Genomic DNA, 15,694 nt, shown 5'->3' with positions numbered 1-15,694 from the left:
GCAACGTCAGCGCAAGCCCACCTGCGTCACCGGCCGCGGACGAAGCCGACCACGTCCTTGACGTCGCGCATGATCGGAGCGGCAATCTCTGCTGCGCGCTCGGCGCCTTGCCCGAGAATACCATCGATATGGGAGGGATCAGCGAGCAGGTGGCGCATCTCGCCAGCGATCGGCGCCAGCTTCGTCACGGCGAGATCGACGAGCGCGGCCTTGAAGGCCGAGAACTGTCCGCCGCCAAACTGTCCGAGCACCTTTGCCCTGCTTTCGCCGCTCAGGCCGGCATAGATGCCGACGAGATTTTCGGCCTCGGGCCGGCCCTCAAGGCCCTTCTCCTCGGATGGCAAGGCCTCGGGATCGGTCTTCGCCTTACGCACCTTCTGCGCGATGGTTTCGGCGTCATCGGTCAGATTGATTCGGGAATAGTCGGATGCGTCCGACTTGGACATCTTCTTGGTGCCGTCGCGCAGGCTCATCACACGCGGCGCCGGGCCCTGGATCATCGGCTCGGGCAGCGGGAAGAAGCCGAGCTCGCCGGTGCCGAGGCCGCGAGCGGCGATCTGCTCGGCGAAGTCATTGTTGAACTTCTGCGCGATATCGCGCGCCAGTTCGAGATGCTGCTTCTGGTCCTCGCCGACCGGCACATGTGTTGCCTTGTAGAGCAGGATGTCGGCCGCCATCAGATTCGGATAGGCGTAGAGTCCGACCGAGGCGTTCTCGCGGTCCTTGCCGGCCTTTTCCTTGAACTGGGTCATGCGATTGAGCCATCCGAGGCGGGCAACGCAGTTGAACACCCAGGCAAGTTCGGCGTGCTGCGCGACCTGGCTCTGGTTGAAGATGATGCTCTTCTTCGGGTCGACGCCGGCGGCGAGATAGGCCGCTGTGACCTCGCGGATGGCACGCGTCAGCTCGGCAGGGTCCTGCCAGACGGTGATAGCGTGCATGTCGACCACGCAATACACGCAGTCATAGCTCTCCTGCATCGCGACCCAGTTCGTGAGCGCGCCGAGATAATTGCCGAGGTGAAGCGTCGAGGTCGGCTGCATGCCGGAAAAGACGCGTTGGGGAAATTCGGCCATCAGGCGCTCCATTGTCGCGAGCGGGTATCAGGAACGCGGCGTTCTGGCGGAAGCGCGGGCAAGGCGCAAGTGCGGGAGGCCGAAAGCGCCGAAGAGGGCGCCAGCAAGGCCATAGGCCGCGAGGCCGCCGAGACAGAGCGCGGCCAGGGACGCAATCCGCAACAGCAGGGGCTCGCCCGGGGCGAGCGAGGTCGTCAGCGCCGGCAGAAGCAGGAGGAGCGCGCCCAGCATGATGGCGCTGGCGCCCAGTATGGCGATGATCGGCCGCAGGCTTGCAAGGCTCGGCCGCCACAGGCCCTGGCGCCGCAGATGGAGCGACAGCAGAACGGCCTGGGCAACAAAGGCGAGGCTTGCTGCGAGGGCGGCGACGGTCGCGGCATCCTTGCCGGGCGCAGCGCCATAGCCGGAGAAAACGGCCACCAGGACGGCGGCTAGTCCAGCAAGCAGCGGGATACGTGGCATGCGCCGGACGAAATAGACCTGACCGAAGACCTTTGCCATCACCGCGAAGGGAAGACCGAGCGCGAAAGCTGCCAGGGCTCCTGCTGTGCGCACCCGATCTTCAGGGCCGAAACGGCCATGCTCGAACAGCACCGATACGATCGGCTCGGCCAGCGCGGCCAACGCGACGGCCGCCGGCACGGCAAGCGCCAATCCGAGCGCCAGCGCACGACCGAGCATGGCATCGTCCCGCGCACTCTCATGGCTCGCCATTTCGGAAAGCACGACGGTGCCCATCGCGACGCCGACGAAGCCGAGCGGCAGCTGGAAGATGCGGTCGGCGTAATAGAGCGCCGCGACCGCTCCGCCTTCTGTCGAGGCGATCTGCATCGCAACCAGCAGGACGAGTTGTGCGCTCGATGCCGCGAGCAGGGTCGCGCCGCCGGTGCGCATGAGGCGGCTCATGTCAGGCGACCAGCGCAGACTGAGGCGCGGCAGCCCGATCCTGTGCAATCGAAGCAGGATCAGGCCGAGATGGGCGAACCCGGTCAGGCTGACGAAGATGGCGAGCAGACTGGCGCTCACCATGGCCTCTGCGCCCCGCGAGAGCTGGACCAGCAGCACGCCGAGCAGGATGGCGTTCATCAATGCCGGCGCGAGAGCCGCCGTCGTGAACCGGCGCTCGGCGTTGAGCAGCGCAGCCAGCAACGCGGCGAGCGTCGTCAGCAGCAGGAAAGGCAGCATCAACCGGGTAAAATGGCTGGCCAGCGCAAGCGTTTCGGGCTCGTTCGCAAAGCCGCCGGCCAGCCCCAGCACCAGCCAGGGCGTGAACATTTCGCCGAATGCGATCAGCACCAGCAGCAGCAGACCGAGATGCGCCGTGGCTTCTCCGGCGAAGCCACGAGCCGCCGCTTCGCCGCGCGAAGCCTTGATGTCGAGATAGAGCGGTACGAAGGGCGCATTCAGTCCGCCTTCGCCGAGCACGCGCCGGACCAGATTGGGCAGGCGCAGGGCTGCCAGGAAGGCATCCGCGACCGGGCCGGCACCGAGCAGGCGCGCGATCAGCACATCTCTGGCGAAGCCGAGCAGGCGCGACAGCACCGTGGCAGCGCCGACCACCGCCGAATCGCGCGCAAGGCGCGACCCGGTAGGACTCGGCTCCGCCGGTGGCTGCATCACAGGATGAACCGGCTCAGATCCGCATTTTTGGCGAGGTCGCCGATCCGCACTTCGACATAGGGCGCGTCGATCGTGACGGTTTCGCCCGAGCGGTCTGTGGCCGTGAATGAAATCTCGTCGAGAATCCGTTCGATCACGGTCTGGAGCCGCCGCGCGCCAATATTCTCGACGGTGGAGTTTACCGCGACGGCGATGCGGGCAATGGCGTCGATCGCGTCCGGGGTGAAGTCGACCGTGACCTCCTCGGTCGCCATCAGTGCGACCGTCTGCTTGATCAGGCTCGCCTCGGTCTCGGTCAGGATGCGCTTGAAATCCTCGACATCGAGCGGCTGCAATTCGACGCGGATCGGCAGGCGTCCCTGCAACTCGGGCAGCAGGTCGGACGGGCGCGACACATGGAAGGCCCCCGACGCGATGAACAGGACGTGGTCGCTCTTCACCGGCCCGTGCTTGGTGGCAACCGTGGTGCCCTCGATCAGCGGCAGCAGGTCACGCTGTACGCCCTCACGCGAGACGTCTGCGCCGCCTCGGCCCTCGCGCGCGCAGATCTTGTCGATCTCGTCGAGGAAGACGATGCCGTTATTCTCGACCTCGCGGATGGCATCCTGGACGATCGCGTCCTGGTCGATCAGCTTGTCGCTCTCCTCGGCGATCAGCGGGCCATAGGCATCCTTGACGAGGATGCGCCGCGGCTTGCCCTTCTGGCCGAAAGCCTTGCCGAACATGTCGCCGAGCGAGATCGCGCCGATCGAGGCACCGGGCATGCCGGGCAATTCGAACATCGGGGTCGAGCTCGCGCCAGAGGCGATCTCGACCTCGATCTCCTTTTCGTCGAGTTCGTTTGCGCGCAGCTTGCGACGGAAGGAATCGCGCGTCGCCGGGCTGGCCGTCGACCCCACCAGCGCGTCGAGCACGCGCTCCTCGGCTGCAAGATGTGCCTTGGCCTGGACATCCTTGCGCCGGGCCTCGCGGACGAGGCTGATGCCGATCTCGAGGAGATCGCGAATGATCGATTCGACGTCGCGACCGACATAGCCGACCTCGGTGAACTTGGTCGCCTCGACCTTGAGGAAGGGCGCATTGGCGAGGCGCGCCAGCCGGCGCGCGATCTCGGTCTTGCCGCAGCCGGTCGGCCCGATCATCAGGATGTTCTTGGGAGCGACCTCTTCGCGCAGCGGCCCTTCGAGCTGCTGACGGCGCCAGCGGTTGCGCAGCGCGATGGCGACGGCACGCTTGGCATCCTTCTGGCCGACGATGAAGCGGTCGAGCTCGGAGACGATCTCACGGGGGGAAAAAGAGGTCATGGATACTTCCGATTGGGCGTCAGCGGACATCAGGCGATGTCGAGGCTCTCGATGACGAGGCTGTGGTTGGTGTAGACGCAGATGTCGCCGGCGATCTTCATCGCCTTGCGCACGATCGTCTCGGCGTCGGGCTCGACATCGACCAGCGCGCGCGCCGCTGCCAGGGCGAAGTTGCCGCCGGAGCCGATGGCCATCACCGAGCCATGTTCGCCCGCTTCCGGCTCCAGCACGTCGCCCGTGCCGGAGATCAGCAGGCTGACCTCCCTGTCGGCGACCAGCAGCATTGCTTCCAGCCGGCGCAGATAGCGGTCGGTGCGCCAATCCTTGGCGAGCTCGACGCAGGCGCGCAGCAATTGCGTCGGGTATTGCTCGAGCTTGGTCTCCAGCCGTTCGAACAGGGTGAAGGCATCGGCTGTTGCGCCCGCGAAGCCGGCGATCACCGCACCCTTGGCGAGGCGGCGCACCTTCTTGGCGTTACCCTTCATGATGGTCGGGCCGAGCGAGACCTGCCCGTCGCCGCCGATCACCACGCGCCCGCCCTTGCGCACCATCAGGATGGTGGTGGCGTGCATCACGGGGGCCTTGTTGTCGTTATCCATCAGAGCGTCTTCCAGTGTTTCCGGCCGTTCGCCAGATGTAGGGCTTTTCAGGCGCTGCACAATCGGCCGGGTGGCGTGAGCGTCAACGCGCTGCTAGAGCATGTCCCGCAAAAGTGGGATGCACTTTTGCGACGAGAACATGCTTCAGCAGCCACTTTGGCGCGAATTCTTGTCGCTCGGCTGATTTCAGTCGAGCGGAAAGCGCGCTAAAGCACCGGCCAGCAAGGTCACAAGGGCTTTTCAAATGCGTTCGGGCGAAGTGAAGCGCCGCACCAATGAAACCGATATCTCGGTCAAGCTCTCGCTCGACGGCACGGGCAAGGCCGAGATCGCGACAGGCGTCGGCTTCTTCGACCATATGCTCGATCTCTTTGCCCGCCATTCGCTGATCGATCTTGCGGTCACGGTGAAAGGCGACACCCATATCGATGATCACCACTCGGTCGAGGATGCGGGCATCGCGCTCGGCGAGGCGGTAAAGCAGGCGCTCGGCGACAAGAAGGGCATCCGCCGCTACGCCKACGTGCATCTGCCGATGGACGAGACGCTGACCCGCGTCGCCGTCGACGTCTCCGGCCGGCCCTTTCTGGTGTTCCGCACGAGCTTCAAGGCCGAGAAGATCGGCACGTTCGATACCGAGTTGGTGCGCGAGTTCTTCCAGGCCTTCGCGATCAATGCGGGCCTGACCCTGCATGTCGAGACACTCTACGGCGACAATGCCCATCATATCGCCGAGAGCTGCTTCAAGGGGTTGGCGCGGGCGTTGCGTCACGCGCTCGAGGTCGATCCGCGCGAAGGCGGCCGCGTGCCGTCCACCAAGGGCGCGCTATAAGGGGCCATGACATGGCGTTCTATACGGTCCTGATTCCGCCGCCCGGTTCCGGCAGCGAGCGCGACGATATCGAGCAGGCGCGGCTCCTGCCCGAGACATTCTCCTGGGCAGCCTTCCTCTTCACGGGCTTCTGGCTGCTGGCGAAGCGGCTCTGGCTGGCGACGCTCGTCTTCGCGCTGGTCTGGGCTGCCGTGTATTACGCGCAGAGCGATCTCGGGCTCGCGAGCGGTGCGGCGCTGCTGGCGCAATTCGTCATCGGGCTCTTCCTCGGGCTCGAAGGCCGGAACCTGATCGCGCGCAAGCTGCTGCGGAAAGGCTGGCGGCTTGCCGATGTGATCGAGGCTCCCGATCTCGCGAGCGCCGAACGACGCTATTTCGAGCGGGCTCTCGAAAGCCGGCCCGCGCCGGCTCCGCGCGAAGCCGCGCCGGTTCCTGCGCGTTTCCAGTCTTCAAGCGCAGTCCCGGTGATCGGACTCTTTCCTGAGGCGCAAGGCCGATGACCCAGTCCGTCGCCATCATCGATTACGGATCCGGCAATCTGCACTCTGCCGCCAAGGCCTTTGAGCGTGCGGCGGCCGAGTCCGGCATTGCCTCCACTATTCGCGTCACCAGTGATCCGGCGGTCGTGCGTGCGGCCGATCGCATCGTCCTGCCGGGCGTCGGCGCTTTCGCCGATTGTCGCCGCGGGCTCGATGCTGTCTCCGGCATGGTCGAGGTTCTGGAGGACGTCGTCCGCGGCAAGCAGCGCCCCTTTCTCGGCATCTGCGTCGGTATGCAGCTCCTCGCAAGCCGTGGGCTCGAATACACGGTGACGGACGGCCTCGGCTGGATTCCGGGCGATGTCGCCCTGATCAGGCCGACCGACGAGAGCCTCAAGATCCCGCATATGGGCTGGAACAATCTGCATGCGCAGGACGAGCATCCGTTGCTCGCCGGCATCGAGACCGGTCCGGGCGGCCTGCATGCCTATTTCGTGCATTCCTACGCGCTGACGCCGKAGCGGGCCGAGGATGTGCTGGCGCTGACCGAGTATGGCGGGCCCGTCACCGCCATGGTGGTGCGCGGCAACATCGCCGGCACGCAGTTCCACCCCGAGAAAAGCCAGAAGCTCGGACTGAAGCTGATTGCCAATTTCTTGGGATGGACACCGTGATTCTGTTCCCCGCCATCGATCTCAAGGACGGTCGCTGCGTTCGCCTGAAGCAAGGCGACATGGCCCAGGCGACCGTCTTCAATGATGATCCGGCTGCGCAAGCCGCGGAATTCGAGGCGCAGGGTTTCGAATGGCTCCATGTCGTCGATCTCGACGGCGCCTTTGCCGGTAAGCCGATGAATGCTGCAGCTGTCGAGGCCATCCTCGGCCGGGTCGCGTTTCCGGTGCAGCTCGGCGGCGGCATTCGCGACATCGCGACCGTCGAGGGCTGGCTCACCAAGGGCGTGCGCCGCGTCATCATCGGCACGGCCGCGGTGCGGGATCCGGCTTTCGTGCGCGAAGCGGCGAAGGCCTTTCCGGGCCAGGTCGCCGTCGGCATCGATGCGCGCGACGGCTTCGTCGCGGTCGAAGGCTGGGCCGAAACCTCTTCGCTTGCCGCGGTTGATCTTGGCCGCCGCTTCGAGGACGCGGGCGTCGCGGCGATCATCTACACCGACATCGCGCGCGACGGCATGCTCCAGGGCATCAACTGGGACGGCACGATCGCGCTCGCCGGGGCGCTGAGCATTCCGGTGATCGCGTCGGGCGGGCTCGCCTCGATGGCCGATATCGAGCGCCTCTGTGCCCCCGACGCCGCTATCCTGGAAGGCGCGATCACGGGCCGCGCGCTCTATGATGGGCGCATCGATCCGGCCGCAGCGCTGGCGCGGATCGCTCAGGCGGACAAGGGGAAGGCGGCATGAGCCTGAAGACCCGCATCATTCCCTGCCTCGACGTCAAGGACGGCCGTGTCGTCAAGGGCGTGAAATTCGTCGATCTCGTCGATGCCGGTGATCCGGTCGAGGCCGCCAAGGCCTATGACGCAGCCGGCGCGGACGAACTCTGCTTCCTCGACATCACGGCGAGCCATGAGGATCGCGGCATCCTGTTCGATGTGGTGACGCGCACCGCAGAGGCCTGCTTCATGCCGCTCACCGTGGGCGGCGGCGTCCGCACGGTCGACGATATCCGCAAGCTGCTCTTGGCCKGGGCCGACAAGGTCGCGATCATGACGGCGGCCGTGCAGCGGCGTGCCTTCGTCAAGGAAGCGGMGGAAAAGTTCGGCGATCAGTGCATCGTCGTCGCGATCGACGCCAAGAAGGTGGCGCCGGAGCGCTGGGAGATCTTCACCCATGGCGGCCGCAATGCGACCGGGCTCGATGCCGTCGCCTATGCCCGCGAGGTGGTCTCGCTCGGCGCCGGCGAGCTGCTGCTGACCTCGATGGACCGCGACGGCACCGGGGCAGGCTTCGATCTTGACCTGACCAGCCGGATTGCCGATGCGGTTTCCGTGCCCGTCATCGCGTCCGGCGGTGTCGGCACGCTCGACCATCTCGTCGACGGCGTGCGGGAGGGCCATGCCAGTGCCGTGCTGGCGGCCTCGATCTTCCACTTCGGGACTTTCACCATCCCCCAGGCCAAAGCCCATATGGCGGCGGCAGGGCTGGCGATGCGGCTGGATTGAGCGATGAGCGGCTTTACACTGTCCGATCTCGAAAAGATCGTCGCCGAGCGGGGAAGGGCCTCCCCCGAAGAGTCCTGGACCGCCAAGCTCCTGGCTGGCGGGCCGGAGCGCGCCGCCAAGAAGCTCGGCGAAGAGGCTGTCGAAACCGTGATTGCAGCTGTGCAAGGCGACAAGCAGGCTTTGATCGCCGAAAGTGCCGATTTGCTCTATCATCTGTTGGTCGTGCTTTCGTCGCGCGATGTTGCATTGCAAGATGTGTTGAGCCAGCTTGAGGCCCGTACCGCCCGGTCCGGTCTGGCTGAGAAGGCGGCGAGGAAACCCTGAGCCATGTTGCCGAAGGCCGGATCCGGCTTTCGAAAAGGCGGCGTGCTCAGAGTCCAGTCGAGGATATCCGAGCCTTGAATCTCGAAGTCTGGAATGCGGATCGCGGCAGCATGGACCAACGTCTGATCCCGGCCGCGGCCGATCCCGATCTGGTTTCACCCTATCGGACCTTCACGCGGGACGAGTGGGCGCATCTGCGCGCCGATACGCCGCTGACGCTCTCGGTCGACGACCTGACCAAGCTGCAATCGATCAATGATCCGATCTCGCTGGACGAGATCGTCGCGATCTACCTGCCGCTGTCGCGGCTGCTGTCGCTCTACGTTGCGGCCACGCAAGGCCTGTTCAAGGCGACGCAGCGTTTTCTGCTGGCAGAAGCCGAGGTCAAGGTTCCCTATATCATCGGCGTCGCCGGCTCGGTCGCAGTCGGCAAGTCGACCACGGCACGCGTATTGAAGGCGCTGCTCTCGCGCTGGCCGAATACGCCCAAGGTCGAACTCGTCACCACGGACGGCTTCCTGCTGCCCAATGCCGAACTCGAGCGGCGCGGGTTGATGCAGCGCAAGGGCTTTCCGGAAAGCTATGACAGTTCCGCGATCCTGCGTTTCCTCTCCGATGTGAAAGCCGGCAGGCCTGCGGTCTTGGCGCCGGTCTATTCGCATCTTGTCTACGATGTCGTTCCTGGTGAGCAGGTCACTGTCGAGCGGCCGGATATTCTGATCCTCGAAGGCCTCAACGTTCTGCAGCCGAGCCGGATGCCGAAGGACGGCAAGGTCATCCCCTTCGTCTCCGACTATTTCGATTTCTCGGTCTATCTCGACGCGCATGAGGACGATCTGCACCGCTGGTACGTCAACCGCTTCATGACGTTGCGCCAGACCGCCTTCCGCGATCCTCGCTCCTTCTTCCGCAAATATGCCGAGATCGGTGAGGAGGAGGCCCTGTCGATCGCCGAGAATCTATGGACCGGGATCAACATGCCGAACCTGCAGGAGAACATCCTGCCGACGCGCCAGCGCGCCAGCCTGATCCTGACCAAGGGCGCGAGTCATCGCATCCAGCAGGTCGCGCTGCGCCGCCTCTGAGAAACCGGCATGGAGGCTTTGTCCGCGCTCGCGGTGATGGCGGGCGCCGCCTTCGTTGCGGCCTCGATCCTTCCGGCGCAGTCGGAAGCCGTCTTTGTCGGCCTGCTCGCGGCAGGGAGTGCCGAACCGCTGACGCTGTTCCTGGTCGCGAGCCTCGCGAACACCGCGGGTTCGGTCCTCAACTGGTGGATCGGTCGATTGATCACGCAAGGCGGGCTGGAGAGATTGCCGGCCAGGCTGCGCCCGGACCCTGCGAAACTCGGCCGCGCCCAGGCCTGGTTCGGTCGTTTTGGCTGGCCGTCCTTGCTTCTTGCCTGGCTGCCGATTGTCGGCGACCCGCTGACGGTCGTCGCCGGCACTTTGAATTACCCACTCGGCCGCTTCACGCTACTCGTCTTCATCGGCAAGGCTGCACGCTACGCTGCGCTCTGGGCCGGCTGGGTCGCAGCGTCATAGCCTTGGGCTCAAGCAAGACGCGTATCGGTTTTATGTGCGAGCGCTGCCTCACCTTTTTGGATTTTGAGATTTGCGTGTGCGGATGTCTCGGGCTACCAGCAAGCCCCTTACTTCAGGAGATCTGATCATGAGCATCCAGCGCATCGGTATCGGCCCCCGCATGTCCAAGGCCGTCGTGCATGGCAACACCGTCTACCTCGCCGGCCAGGTCGCCGATAAGGCTGCCGGCAAGAGCGTTGCCGAGCAGACCGCCGACATCCTCGGCATCATTGACGGCCTCCTGGCCGAAGCCGGCACCGACAAGACCAAGCTGCTGATGGTCAATATCTGGCTCTCCGACATGTCGACCTTCGCCGAGATGAACGGCGTCTGGGACAAGTGGGTCGTCGCCGGCCAGACTCCCGGTCGCGCCACCGTCGAAGCCAAGCTTGCCGCGCCGCAGTTCACGGTCGAGATCGCGGTCATCGCCGCGAAGTGAGACGCCAGTGCTGATCTGGAACGGGAGGATGCCATCAGCGGGTCGGAGGAGATCGCGCCGCTCCTAGTGCGCGTCACCGTGCGCTACGGCCTGCCGGCAGTGGCGCTGCCGGCCATGGTCGCCGATTGGCTGCGCCGACCCGGCGCAGCGCTTCCCGTGGAAGCGCTGCTTGACCGCAAGGCGCAGGATTTCCTCGCAGTAGCAGGTCGACTCGGCGATCCACTTGGCGACGAGGCCACCCGGCATCTGCGAAGCGAGGCGGCGGCAGCGCTTGCCGCCGGCCGCTTCGCCGATGCGGACAAGGCGCTGGCTCAGGCCGAGCTCCAAGTGATCGGCGGCTCGACCGATCTCTCGGCGCTGACGGTCGCCCAGCGGCTCACGGCCGGCGGGAACCGCACCGACCGGGCGGCGATCAGCTTTCTGCGCATGACGTCGGAGGCCTATCGCGAGGCCGCTGCCCGCTATGGCGAAGCGTCTGCGCTCATCGGTCTGGCCGATCTCGATCGCAGTCGGGACCTGGCTCTCGCCCAGGCGAAAGCGCTGGCGCGGATCAGCGAGGATTTCGGTGGGCKAGACGGCTATGACGCGGCCATTGGCTTGCTGCGCCGTTTGCTCGAGGGCTTCGACAGCCTCGAGGATACGGTCGCCTTTGCCGGGGCCCAGGACGCTTTCGCTGCCGTGCTCGAGAGCCTTGCGGAGATGTCCGGCGATGGCAAACTACGCGTCGAGGCGCTCGGCCGTTGCCGGGCGGCATTAGAAGACCTCCGCCGGGATGAAGCGCCGGCCCTCTGGCATGGATTGAAGGTCCGCTTTGGCCGACTTGCCTCGATGCTGGGTGAGGCCAGCGCGGACGATGATCTGCTGGAGGAAGCGGTTGCAGCGTTCGCCGATGTCCTTGCTCGCTGGGATCGAAGTCGTGACGAGGCGCGTTGGCTCGAGGCCGAGCACTTGATTTCTCGCGCGCGCGCCGATCTCGGTTCGCGCCGGAAGGACCTCGCCCTGCTCGAGCGGGCTTTCAACGGCTTCAACAGGGTTGCCAAGACCGTCGACAGGGCGCGGGAGCCTCTGCGCTGGGCCGAGTTGCAGCATCAGATGGGTGGGGTGCTAGCGGCCATGGGCGAGCGCTATAGCGAGCCCGTCGTGCTCGAAGAGGCCCTCGCCTTGTTCTCTGCCGCGCTTGAGGAGCGCCGGCGCGAGACCGTACCCTCCCTTTGGGCGGCAACCACGGCCAGTCACGGACAGGCTTCCCTGCATCTCGCCGAACGCCGCCGTGATCGGGGCCTGGCCGAGCAGGCCCTCGCTCAGATCATGTCCGCGATCGAAGCCTTGCGGGCCAGTGGACACGCCGCGAATGCCAAGCGCCTCGAGGCGCCGTTGATCAAGGCCGGCAGGCTGGTCGAGACACTACGCAAGAGCTGAGAGCGGGGCTTCCGCGGCTCAGGCCGCTTTCCTCCAGTCCGCGAGCCGCTCAAGTGCCGCATCGAGCGTCGCGTCATGCTTGGCAAAGCAGAAGCGCACCACCGTCTTGACGGCGCCCTCCGCATAGAAGGCGCTGACCGGGATCGCGGCGACACCGTTCTCCGTGACAAGTCTCTGACAGAACGCGATGTCGTCGGTCTCGCCGAGCGGCGCGATGTCGACATTGAGGAAGTAGGTGCCGACGCTTGGCAGCACGCTGAAACCGAGACCCTGCAACCCGCTGGCGAAACGATCACGCGAGCGCTGGAAATCGGCGCGCATCCCGTCGAAATAGGAATCATCCTTGCCGAGCCCATAGGCGACTGCAACCTGCAGGTTCGGCGGGGTGGTAAACGTGATGTATTGATGCGCCTTGGCGAGCACGCGCATCAGATTGGGCGCCGCCATCACCATCCCGACCTTCCACCCGGTMAGCGAGAAGATCTTCCCAGCCGACGAGATCTTCACCGTGCGCTCGCGCATGCCCGGCCGCGCCATCAGCGGTACATGCCTGCGGCCGTCGAAGACGACATGCTCCCAGACCTCGTCGCAGATCGCGACGGCGTCATGCCGGATGCAGAAATCGGCGAGCAGATCGAGATCGGCAGCACTGAAGATCGTCGCGGTCGGATTCAGCGGGTTGTTGAACAGCACGACCCGGGTCTTTGGTGAAAAGGCCTTGGCCAGCGCCTCTTCGCTCAGGCCGAAAGCCGGCGGGGTTAGGGTCACGAATTTCGGGATGCCGCCGGCCCGGCGCACCAGCGGCACATAGGCGTCGTACATCGGCTCGAACAGCACGACCTCGTCACCGGGCGTGATCAACGCCATCAGGGCGCCGGCGATCGCCTCGGTTGCCCCCGAGGTGATCATCACCTCGCTGTCCGGATCGAGATCAAGGCCCTGCCAGTGCTTGTAATGCGTGGCGCAGGCCTGACGCAGCTCCGGCAGGCCCATCATCGGCGGGTACTGGTTCCAGCCGTTCATCACCGCCTCGGCGGCCTTTCGCCGCACATCCTCGGGCCCCGGGTCGTCGGGAAAGCCCTGGCCGAGATTCACGGCGCCGGTCTCGCGCGCGAGCCGCGACATCACTTCGAAGACGCTGGTCTGAAGGGCGGAGAAGATCGGGTTCATCGCAATCTTGTCGAGTTTGGGTGCGAGAGAGCTTGGGCCTCTACCATGTCCCGCTGCCCTGTGCACCGGCTCAAGCAAGCCCTCATGCTCCTGACAGAATATGGAATGATGAATGTTGACATTCATCAGCGGTCAATGCTTATCTCCGTTTCGCCGGTTCACGACGGGCGCCCGCGGTTTCTTCGCCCCTTTGGAGCTGCGGGATATTGGCGTGAACCGGTGACCCTCCCTCTCCATCGCCGCCTGCTTGCCCGCGCCCTGAGCGCCGCCTAAGCAAGCGCCATGGCCGCGCCCAAACCCACCCCCGCCCTGATGATTCTCGGCACCGGCTCGAATGTCGGAAAGTCGCTGCTCGTCGCTGGATTATGTCGGCTCTTTGCCGATCGCGGCCTCAGGGTGCGGCCGTTCAAGCCACAGAACATGTCGAACAATGCCGCAGCGACCGCTTCAGGCGAGATCGGTCGCGCCCAGGCTCTTCAGGCCCGCGCTGCCCGCGTGCCGCCGCATGTCGACATGAACCCGGTGCTGCTCAAGCCGGAGAGCGACACAGGCAGCCAGATCGTGCTGCAGGGCCGCGTCGCAGGCCACCTCGCGTCGGGCGATTTTGCGCGGCGCGGCGATTTCCTGCCGAAAGTGCTGGAGAGTTTTGAGCGGCTGAGCGCCGGGGCCGATCTCGTTCTCGTCGAGGGAGCCGGTTCACCGGCCGAGACCAATCTGCGCGCGCGAGATATCGCCAATCTCGGCTTTGCCCGCGCGGCCGGCGTTCCGGCGCTGCTGATCGGCGACATTGATCGCGGCGGCGTGATCGCCAGTCTCGTCGGCACCCATGCCGTGCTCGATGCCGCCGATCGCGAGATGATTAGGGCCTTTGCCATCAACCGCTTTCGTGGCGACGCAGCACTCTTCAAGGACGGCATCTCCACGATTTCGCAGGCGACTGGCTGGCCTTGCCTCGGTATTGTGCCCTGGTTCGCCGAAGCGTCCCGCCTGCCGGCCGAGGACGGGCTCGATCTGACCTCCGGCGTGCGCACGGCCGGCGCCGTGCTCAAGGTCGCGGTACCCGTACTGCCGGGAATCGCCAATTTTGACGATCTCGACCCGCTGAAACTGGAGGCCGCCGTCGAACTGGTCATGGTGACCCGTGGCGCGCCGCTGCCGGGCGACGCCGATCTCGTCATCCTGCCCGGCTCAAAGACGACGCTCCGCGATCTCGCGGCTTTGCGCGCCGAGGGCTGGGATATCGATCTCGCTGCCCACCGCCGACGCGGAGGTCATGTCATCGGCCTCTGCGGTGGCTACCAGATGCTCGGGCGTACCGTGCAGGATACTCATGGTCTGGAGGGACCGGCAGGTGAGGCTCCAGGCCTCGGCATGCTCGAGGTCGAGACGGTGCTGGAGCCTGGCAAGACCGTGCGTGAGGTCGATTTCACCCATGCGCCCAGCGCATCGTCAGGTCGGGCCTACGAGATTCATCTTGGCCGCACCGAGGGGGCCGACACGCAACGCGCGCCCTTCCGGGTTGGTGAGCGGCGGGAGGGAGCAGCCTCGACCGATGGGCGCGTGATCGGCACCTACCTGCATGGCGCCTTTGCCTCAGATGCCGTCCGTGCCGCCATTCTTGCGGGCATCGCGGGCCGAACGCTGTCTTCGACGCTGAATTACGAGGATGAGGTCGAATTGGCGCTCGACCGTCTGGCCGGACATCTGGCCCGGCATCTCGACATCGATGCGATCTGGACCCTCGCTCAGGAGCGGGTGCAATCCGGCTGATCGAGTTGCGCCGCCTCGGCGCGGCCTAGCCTGCGACACTTTCACCGCACCCCGGTCTACCCGCCCGGGGACGGATTGACAAACTGGTCAGTTTTGCCGTCTACCGGTCAGAGAGGCTAGGAAGATTTGGCTAAAGTCTTTATTCGTCATGGAGTTGACGAATGACGAAATTCATCATAATGAACAATTCCCACCCGAAATCGCTGAGCAACTGAACGAGAAACCGAGTTGAGTCATCTTGAGCGGGATACGAGGCAGTGCATCGTCGATACGGCGGAGCGCTTCTTTCGTGACATCGGCTACCAGAAGACCACGGTGGCGGACATCGCCAAGGCACTGCGGATGAGTCCCGCCAATGTCTATCGGTTCTTCGACTCCAAGAAATCCATCAATGAGGCCGTCGCCGAGCGCTACATGGGCGAGATGGAGGCGGCCGTTACGGCGATCGCGCGGGAAAAGCGTTCCGCTGCCGAGCGGCTTCGGGATATCCTGATCACCAACAACCGCATCAACTCGCTGCGTTATCTCGACCACCACAAGGTGCACGAGATGGTCGCCGCTGCGATGGAGGAGAGCTGGGAGGTCGTCCAGGCTCATATCGGGCGCTATGACGGCATCCTGCGCGGTGTCGTGGCGGAAGGCATCGCTTCGGGCGAATTCCGACCGATGGACCCGCAAGTCGCCACCGCCTGCGTGCGCTTTGCAATGACGCCCTTCTGCCATCCGATGCTGATCTCGCAATGCCTGAGCCTGCCGGGGCCGAGCATCGAGGAGATGGTCGATTTCATTCTCGCCGGTCTCGGCTATTCGCGCGCCAAGGTCTCGCACGCGGAGGCTTGATTTCGCGCGCAGCGCGCTCTTTGCCTGCCGCTTCGCGTTGACAAGGCGGCACGGGAGCGGGATA

17 protein-coding genes are annotated in these 15,694 nt (G+C 65.2%); 12 read left to right on the top strand and 5 right to left on the bottom strand.

Going from position 1 to position 15,694, the window contains the following annotated elements; translation table 11 throughout:
* Positions 1-26 precede the first annotated feature (26 nt).
* From trpS to hslV, 4 genes are read right to left on the bottom strand one after another with little or no spacing between them, the layout of a single operon-like run.
* Positions 27-1,076, bottom strand: coding sequence for a tryptophan--tRNA ligase (gene trpS / locus AC1DIO_RS08235; protein ID WP_441492010.1), 1,050 nt, complete (start codon positions 1,074-1,076; stop codon positions 27-29).
* A gap of 27 nt (positions 1,077-1,103) precedes the next feature.
* A complete protein-coding gene (gene murJ, locus AC1DIO_RS08230; protein WP_441505122.1) occupies positions 1,104-2,693 on the bottom strand; it encodes a murein biosynthesis integral membrane protein MurJ in 1,590 nt (529 codons plus the stop codon).
* Positions 2,693-4,000, bottom strand: coding sequence for an ATP-dependent protease ATPase subunit HslU (hslU, locus tag AC1DIO_RS08225; RefSeq protein WP_441505084.1), 1,308 nt, complete (start codon positions 3,998-4,000; stop codon positions 2,693-2,695). The genes murJ and hslU overlap by 1 nt, the downstream gene beginning before the upstream one ends.
* Positions 4,001-4,029: 29 nt before the next feature.
* A complete protein-coding gene (gene hslV, locus AC1DIO_RS08220; protein WP_441505083.1) occupies positions 4,030-4,599 on the bottom strand; it encodes an ATP-dependent protease subunit HslV in 570 nt (189 codons plus the stop codon).
* A gap of 244 nt (positions 4,600-4,843) precedes the next feature.
* Here hslV and hisB point away from each other — a divergent pair, with 244 nt between their 5' ends.
* The 10 genes from hisB (at position 4,844) to AC1DIO_RS08170 (ending at position 11,850) form a co-directional block, all read left to right on the top strand.
* Positions 4,844-5,431, top strand: coding sequence for an imidazoleglycerol-phosphate dehydratase HisB (gene hisB / locus AC1DIO_RS08215; RefSeq protein ID WP_476853313.1), 588 nt, complete (start codon positions 4,844-4,846; stop codon positions 5,429-5,431).
* Positions 5,432-5,442: 11 nt separating this feature from the next.
* A complete protein-coding gene (locus tag AC1DIO_RS08210) occupies positions 5,443-5,931 on the top strand; it encodes a DUF2628 domain-containing protein (RefSeq protein WP_441492008.1) in 489 nt (162 codons plus the stop codon).
* Entirely contained in the window at positions 5,928-6,584 is a 657-nt protein-coding gene (gene hisH / locus AC1DIO_RS08205) for an imidazole glycerol phosphate synthase subunit HisH (RefSeq protein WP_476853312.1), read from the top strand. Before AC1DIO_RS08210 ends, hisH begins: the two co-directional genes overlap by 4 nt.
* Entirely contained in the window at positions 6,572-7,327 is a 756-nt protein-coding gene (gene hisA, locus AC1DIO_RS08200) for a 1-(5-phosphoribosyl)-5-[(5-phosphoribosylamino)methylideneamino]imidazole-4-carboxamide isomerase (RefSeq protein ID WP_441505082.1), read from the top strand. The genes hisH and hisA overlap by 13 nt, the downstream gene beginning before the upstream one ends.
* Positions 7,324-8,088, top strand: a complete 765-nt coding sequence (gene hisF / locus AC1DIO_RS08195) for an imidazole glycerol phosphate synthase subunit HisF (protein WP_476853311.1) — start codon at positions 7,324-7,326, stop codon at positions 8,086-8,088. The genes hisA and hisF overlap by 4 nt, the downstream gene beginning before the upstream one ends.
* Before the next feature lie 3 nt (positions 8,089-8,091).
* A complete protein-coding gene (locus AC1DIO_RS08190) occupies positions 8,092-8,412 on the top strand; it encodes a phosphoribosyl-ATP diphosphatase (protein WP_441492005.1) in 321 nt (106 codons plus the stop codon).
* Positions 8,413-8,522: 110 nt separating this feature from the next.
* Complete coding sequence (gene coaA / locus AC1DIO_RS08185) at positions 8,523-9,497, top strand: type I pantothenate kinase (RefSeq protein WP_441492004.1); 975 nt, start codon at positions 8,523-8,525, stop codon at positions 9,495-9,497.
* Positions 9,498-9,506: 9 nt separating this feature from the next.
* Entirely contained in the window at positions 9,507-9,953 is a 447-nt protein-coding gene (locus AC1DIO_RS08180; protein WP_441505081.1) for a YqaA family protein, read from the top strand.
* A 127-nt stretch (positions 9,954-10,080) separates the two neighbouring features.
* Complete coding sequence (locus AC1DIO_RS08175) at positions 10,081-10,431, top strand: RidA family protein (protein ID WP_069878549.1); 351 nt, start codon at positions 10,081-10,083, stop codon at positions 10,429-10,431.
* 66 nt (positions 10,432-10,497) lie between these two features.
* A complete protein-coding gene (locus AC1DIO_RS08170; protein ID WP_476853310.1) occupies positions 10,498-11,850 on the top strand; it encodes a hypothetical protein in 1,353 nt (450 codons plus the stop codon).
* A gap of 18 nt (positions 11,851-11,868) precedes the next feature.
* Here AC1DIO_RS08170 and AC1DIO_RS08165 read toward each other — a convergent pair whose 3' ends face one another.
* The gene (locus AC1DIO_RS08165; protein WP_441492001.1) at positions 11,869-13,020 is read right to left on the bottom strand and encodes an aminotransferase; all 1,152 of its coding nucleotides are present in this window, start codon (positions 13,018-13,020) and stop codon (positions 11,869-11,871) included.
* 282 nt (positions 13,021-13,302) lie between these two features.
* On the opposite strand from AC1DIO_RS08165, the gene AC1DIO_RS08160 reads away from it, so the two are divergent.
* Together AC1DIO_RS08160 and AC1DIO_RS08155 are read left to right on the top strand one after the other, a co-directional pair.
* Positions 13,303-14,790, top strand: a complete 1,488-nt coding sequence (locus tag AC1DIO_RS08160; protein ID WP_441505079.1) for a cobyric acid synthase — start codon at positions 13,303-13,305, stop codon at positions 14,788-14,790.
* A 228-nt stretch (positions 14,791-15,018) separates the two neighbouring features.
* A complete protein-coding gene (locus AC1DIO_RS08155; RefSeq protein ID WP_441505078.1) occupies positions 15,019-15,630 on the top strand; it encodes a TetR/AcrR family transcriptional regulator in 612 nt (203 codons plus the stop codon).
* Positions 15,631-15,694: the final 64 nt, after the last annotated feature.

The organism is Allobosea sp. 05T439 (assembly GCF_056396005.1).
The sequence above is the reverse complement of the archived record's forward strand: the minus strand, read 5'-3'. Positions and strand labels throughout refer to the sequence as shown.

Excerpts from the sequence above, each read along its gene's own strand:
- trpS (WP_441492010.1), bottom strand. The coding sequence starts at position 1,076 with ATGGCCGAATTTCCCCAACGCGTCTTTTCCGGCATGCAGCCGACCTCG.
- murJ (WP_441505122.1), bottom strand. The coding sequence starts at position 2,693 with ATGCAGCCACCGGCGGAGCCGAGTCCTACCGGGTCGCGCCTTGCGCGC.
- hslU (WP_441505084.1), bottom strand. The coding sequence starts at position 4,000 with ATGACCTCTTTTTCCCCCCGTGAGATCGTCTCCGAGCTCGACCGCTTC.
- hslV (WP_441505083.1), bottom strand. The coding sequence starts at position 4,599 with ATGGATAACGACAACAAGGCCCCCGTGATGCACGCCACCACCATCCTG.
- AC1DIO_RS08210 (WP_441492008.1), top strand. The coding sequence starts at position 5,443 with ATGGCGTTCTATACGGTCCTGATTCCGCCGCCCGGTTCCGGCAGCGAG.
- hisA (WP_441505082.1), top strand. The coding sequence starts at position 6,572 with ATGGACACCGTGATTCTGTTCCCCGCCATCGATCTCAAGGACGGTCGC.
- AC1DIO_RS08190 (WP_441492005.1), top strand. The coding sequence starts at position 8,092 with ATGAGCGGCTTTACACTGTCCGATCTCGAAAAGATCGTCGCCGAGCGG.
- coaA (WP_441492004.1), top strand. The coding sequence starts at position 8,523 with ATGGACCAACGTCTGATCCCGGCCGCGGCCGATCCCGATCTGGTTTCA.
- AC1DIO_RS08180 (WP_441505081.1), top strand. The coding sequence starts at position 9,507 with ATGGAGGCTTTGTCCGCGCTCGCGGTGATGGCGGGCGCCGCCTTCGTT.
- AC1DIO_RS08175 (WP_069878549.1), top strand. The coding sequence starts at position 10,081 with ATGAGCATCCAGCGCATCGGTATCGGCCCCCGCATGTCCAAGGCCGTC.
- AC1DIO_RS08160 (WP_441505079.1), top strand. The coding sequence starts at position 13,303 with ATGGCCGCGCCCAAACCCACCCCCGCCCTGATGATTCTCGGCACCGGC.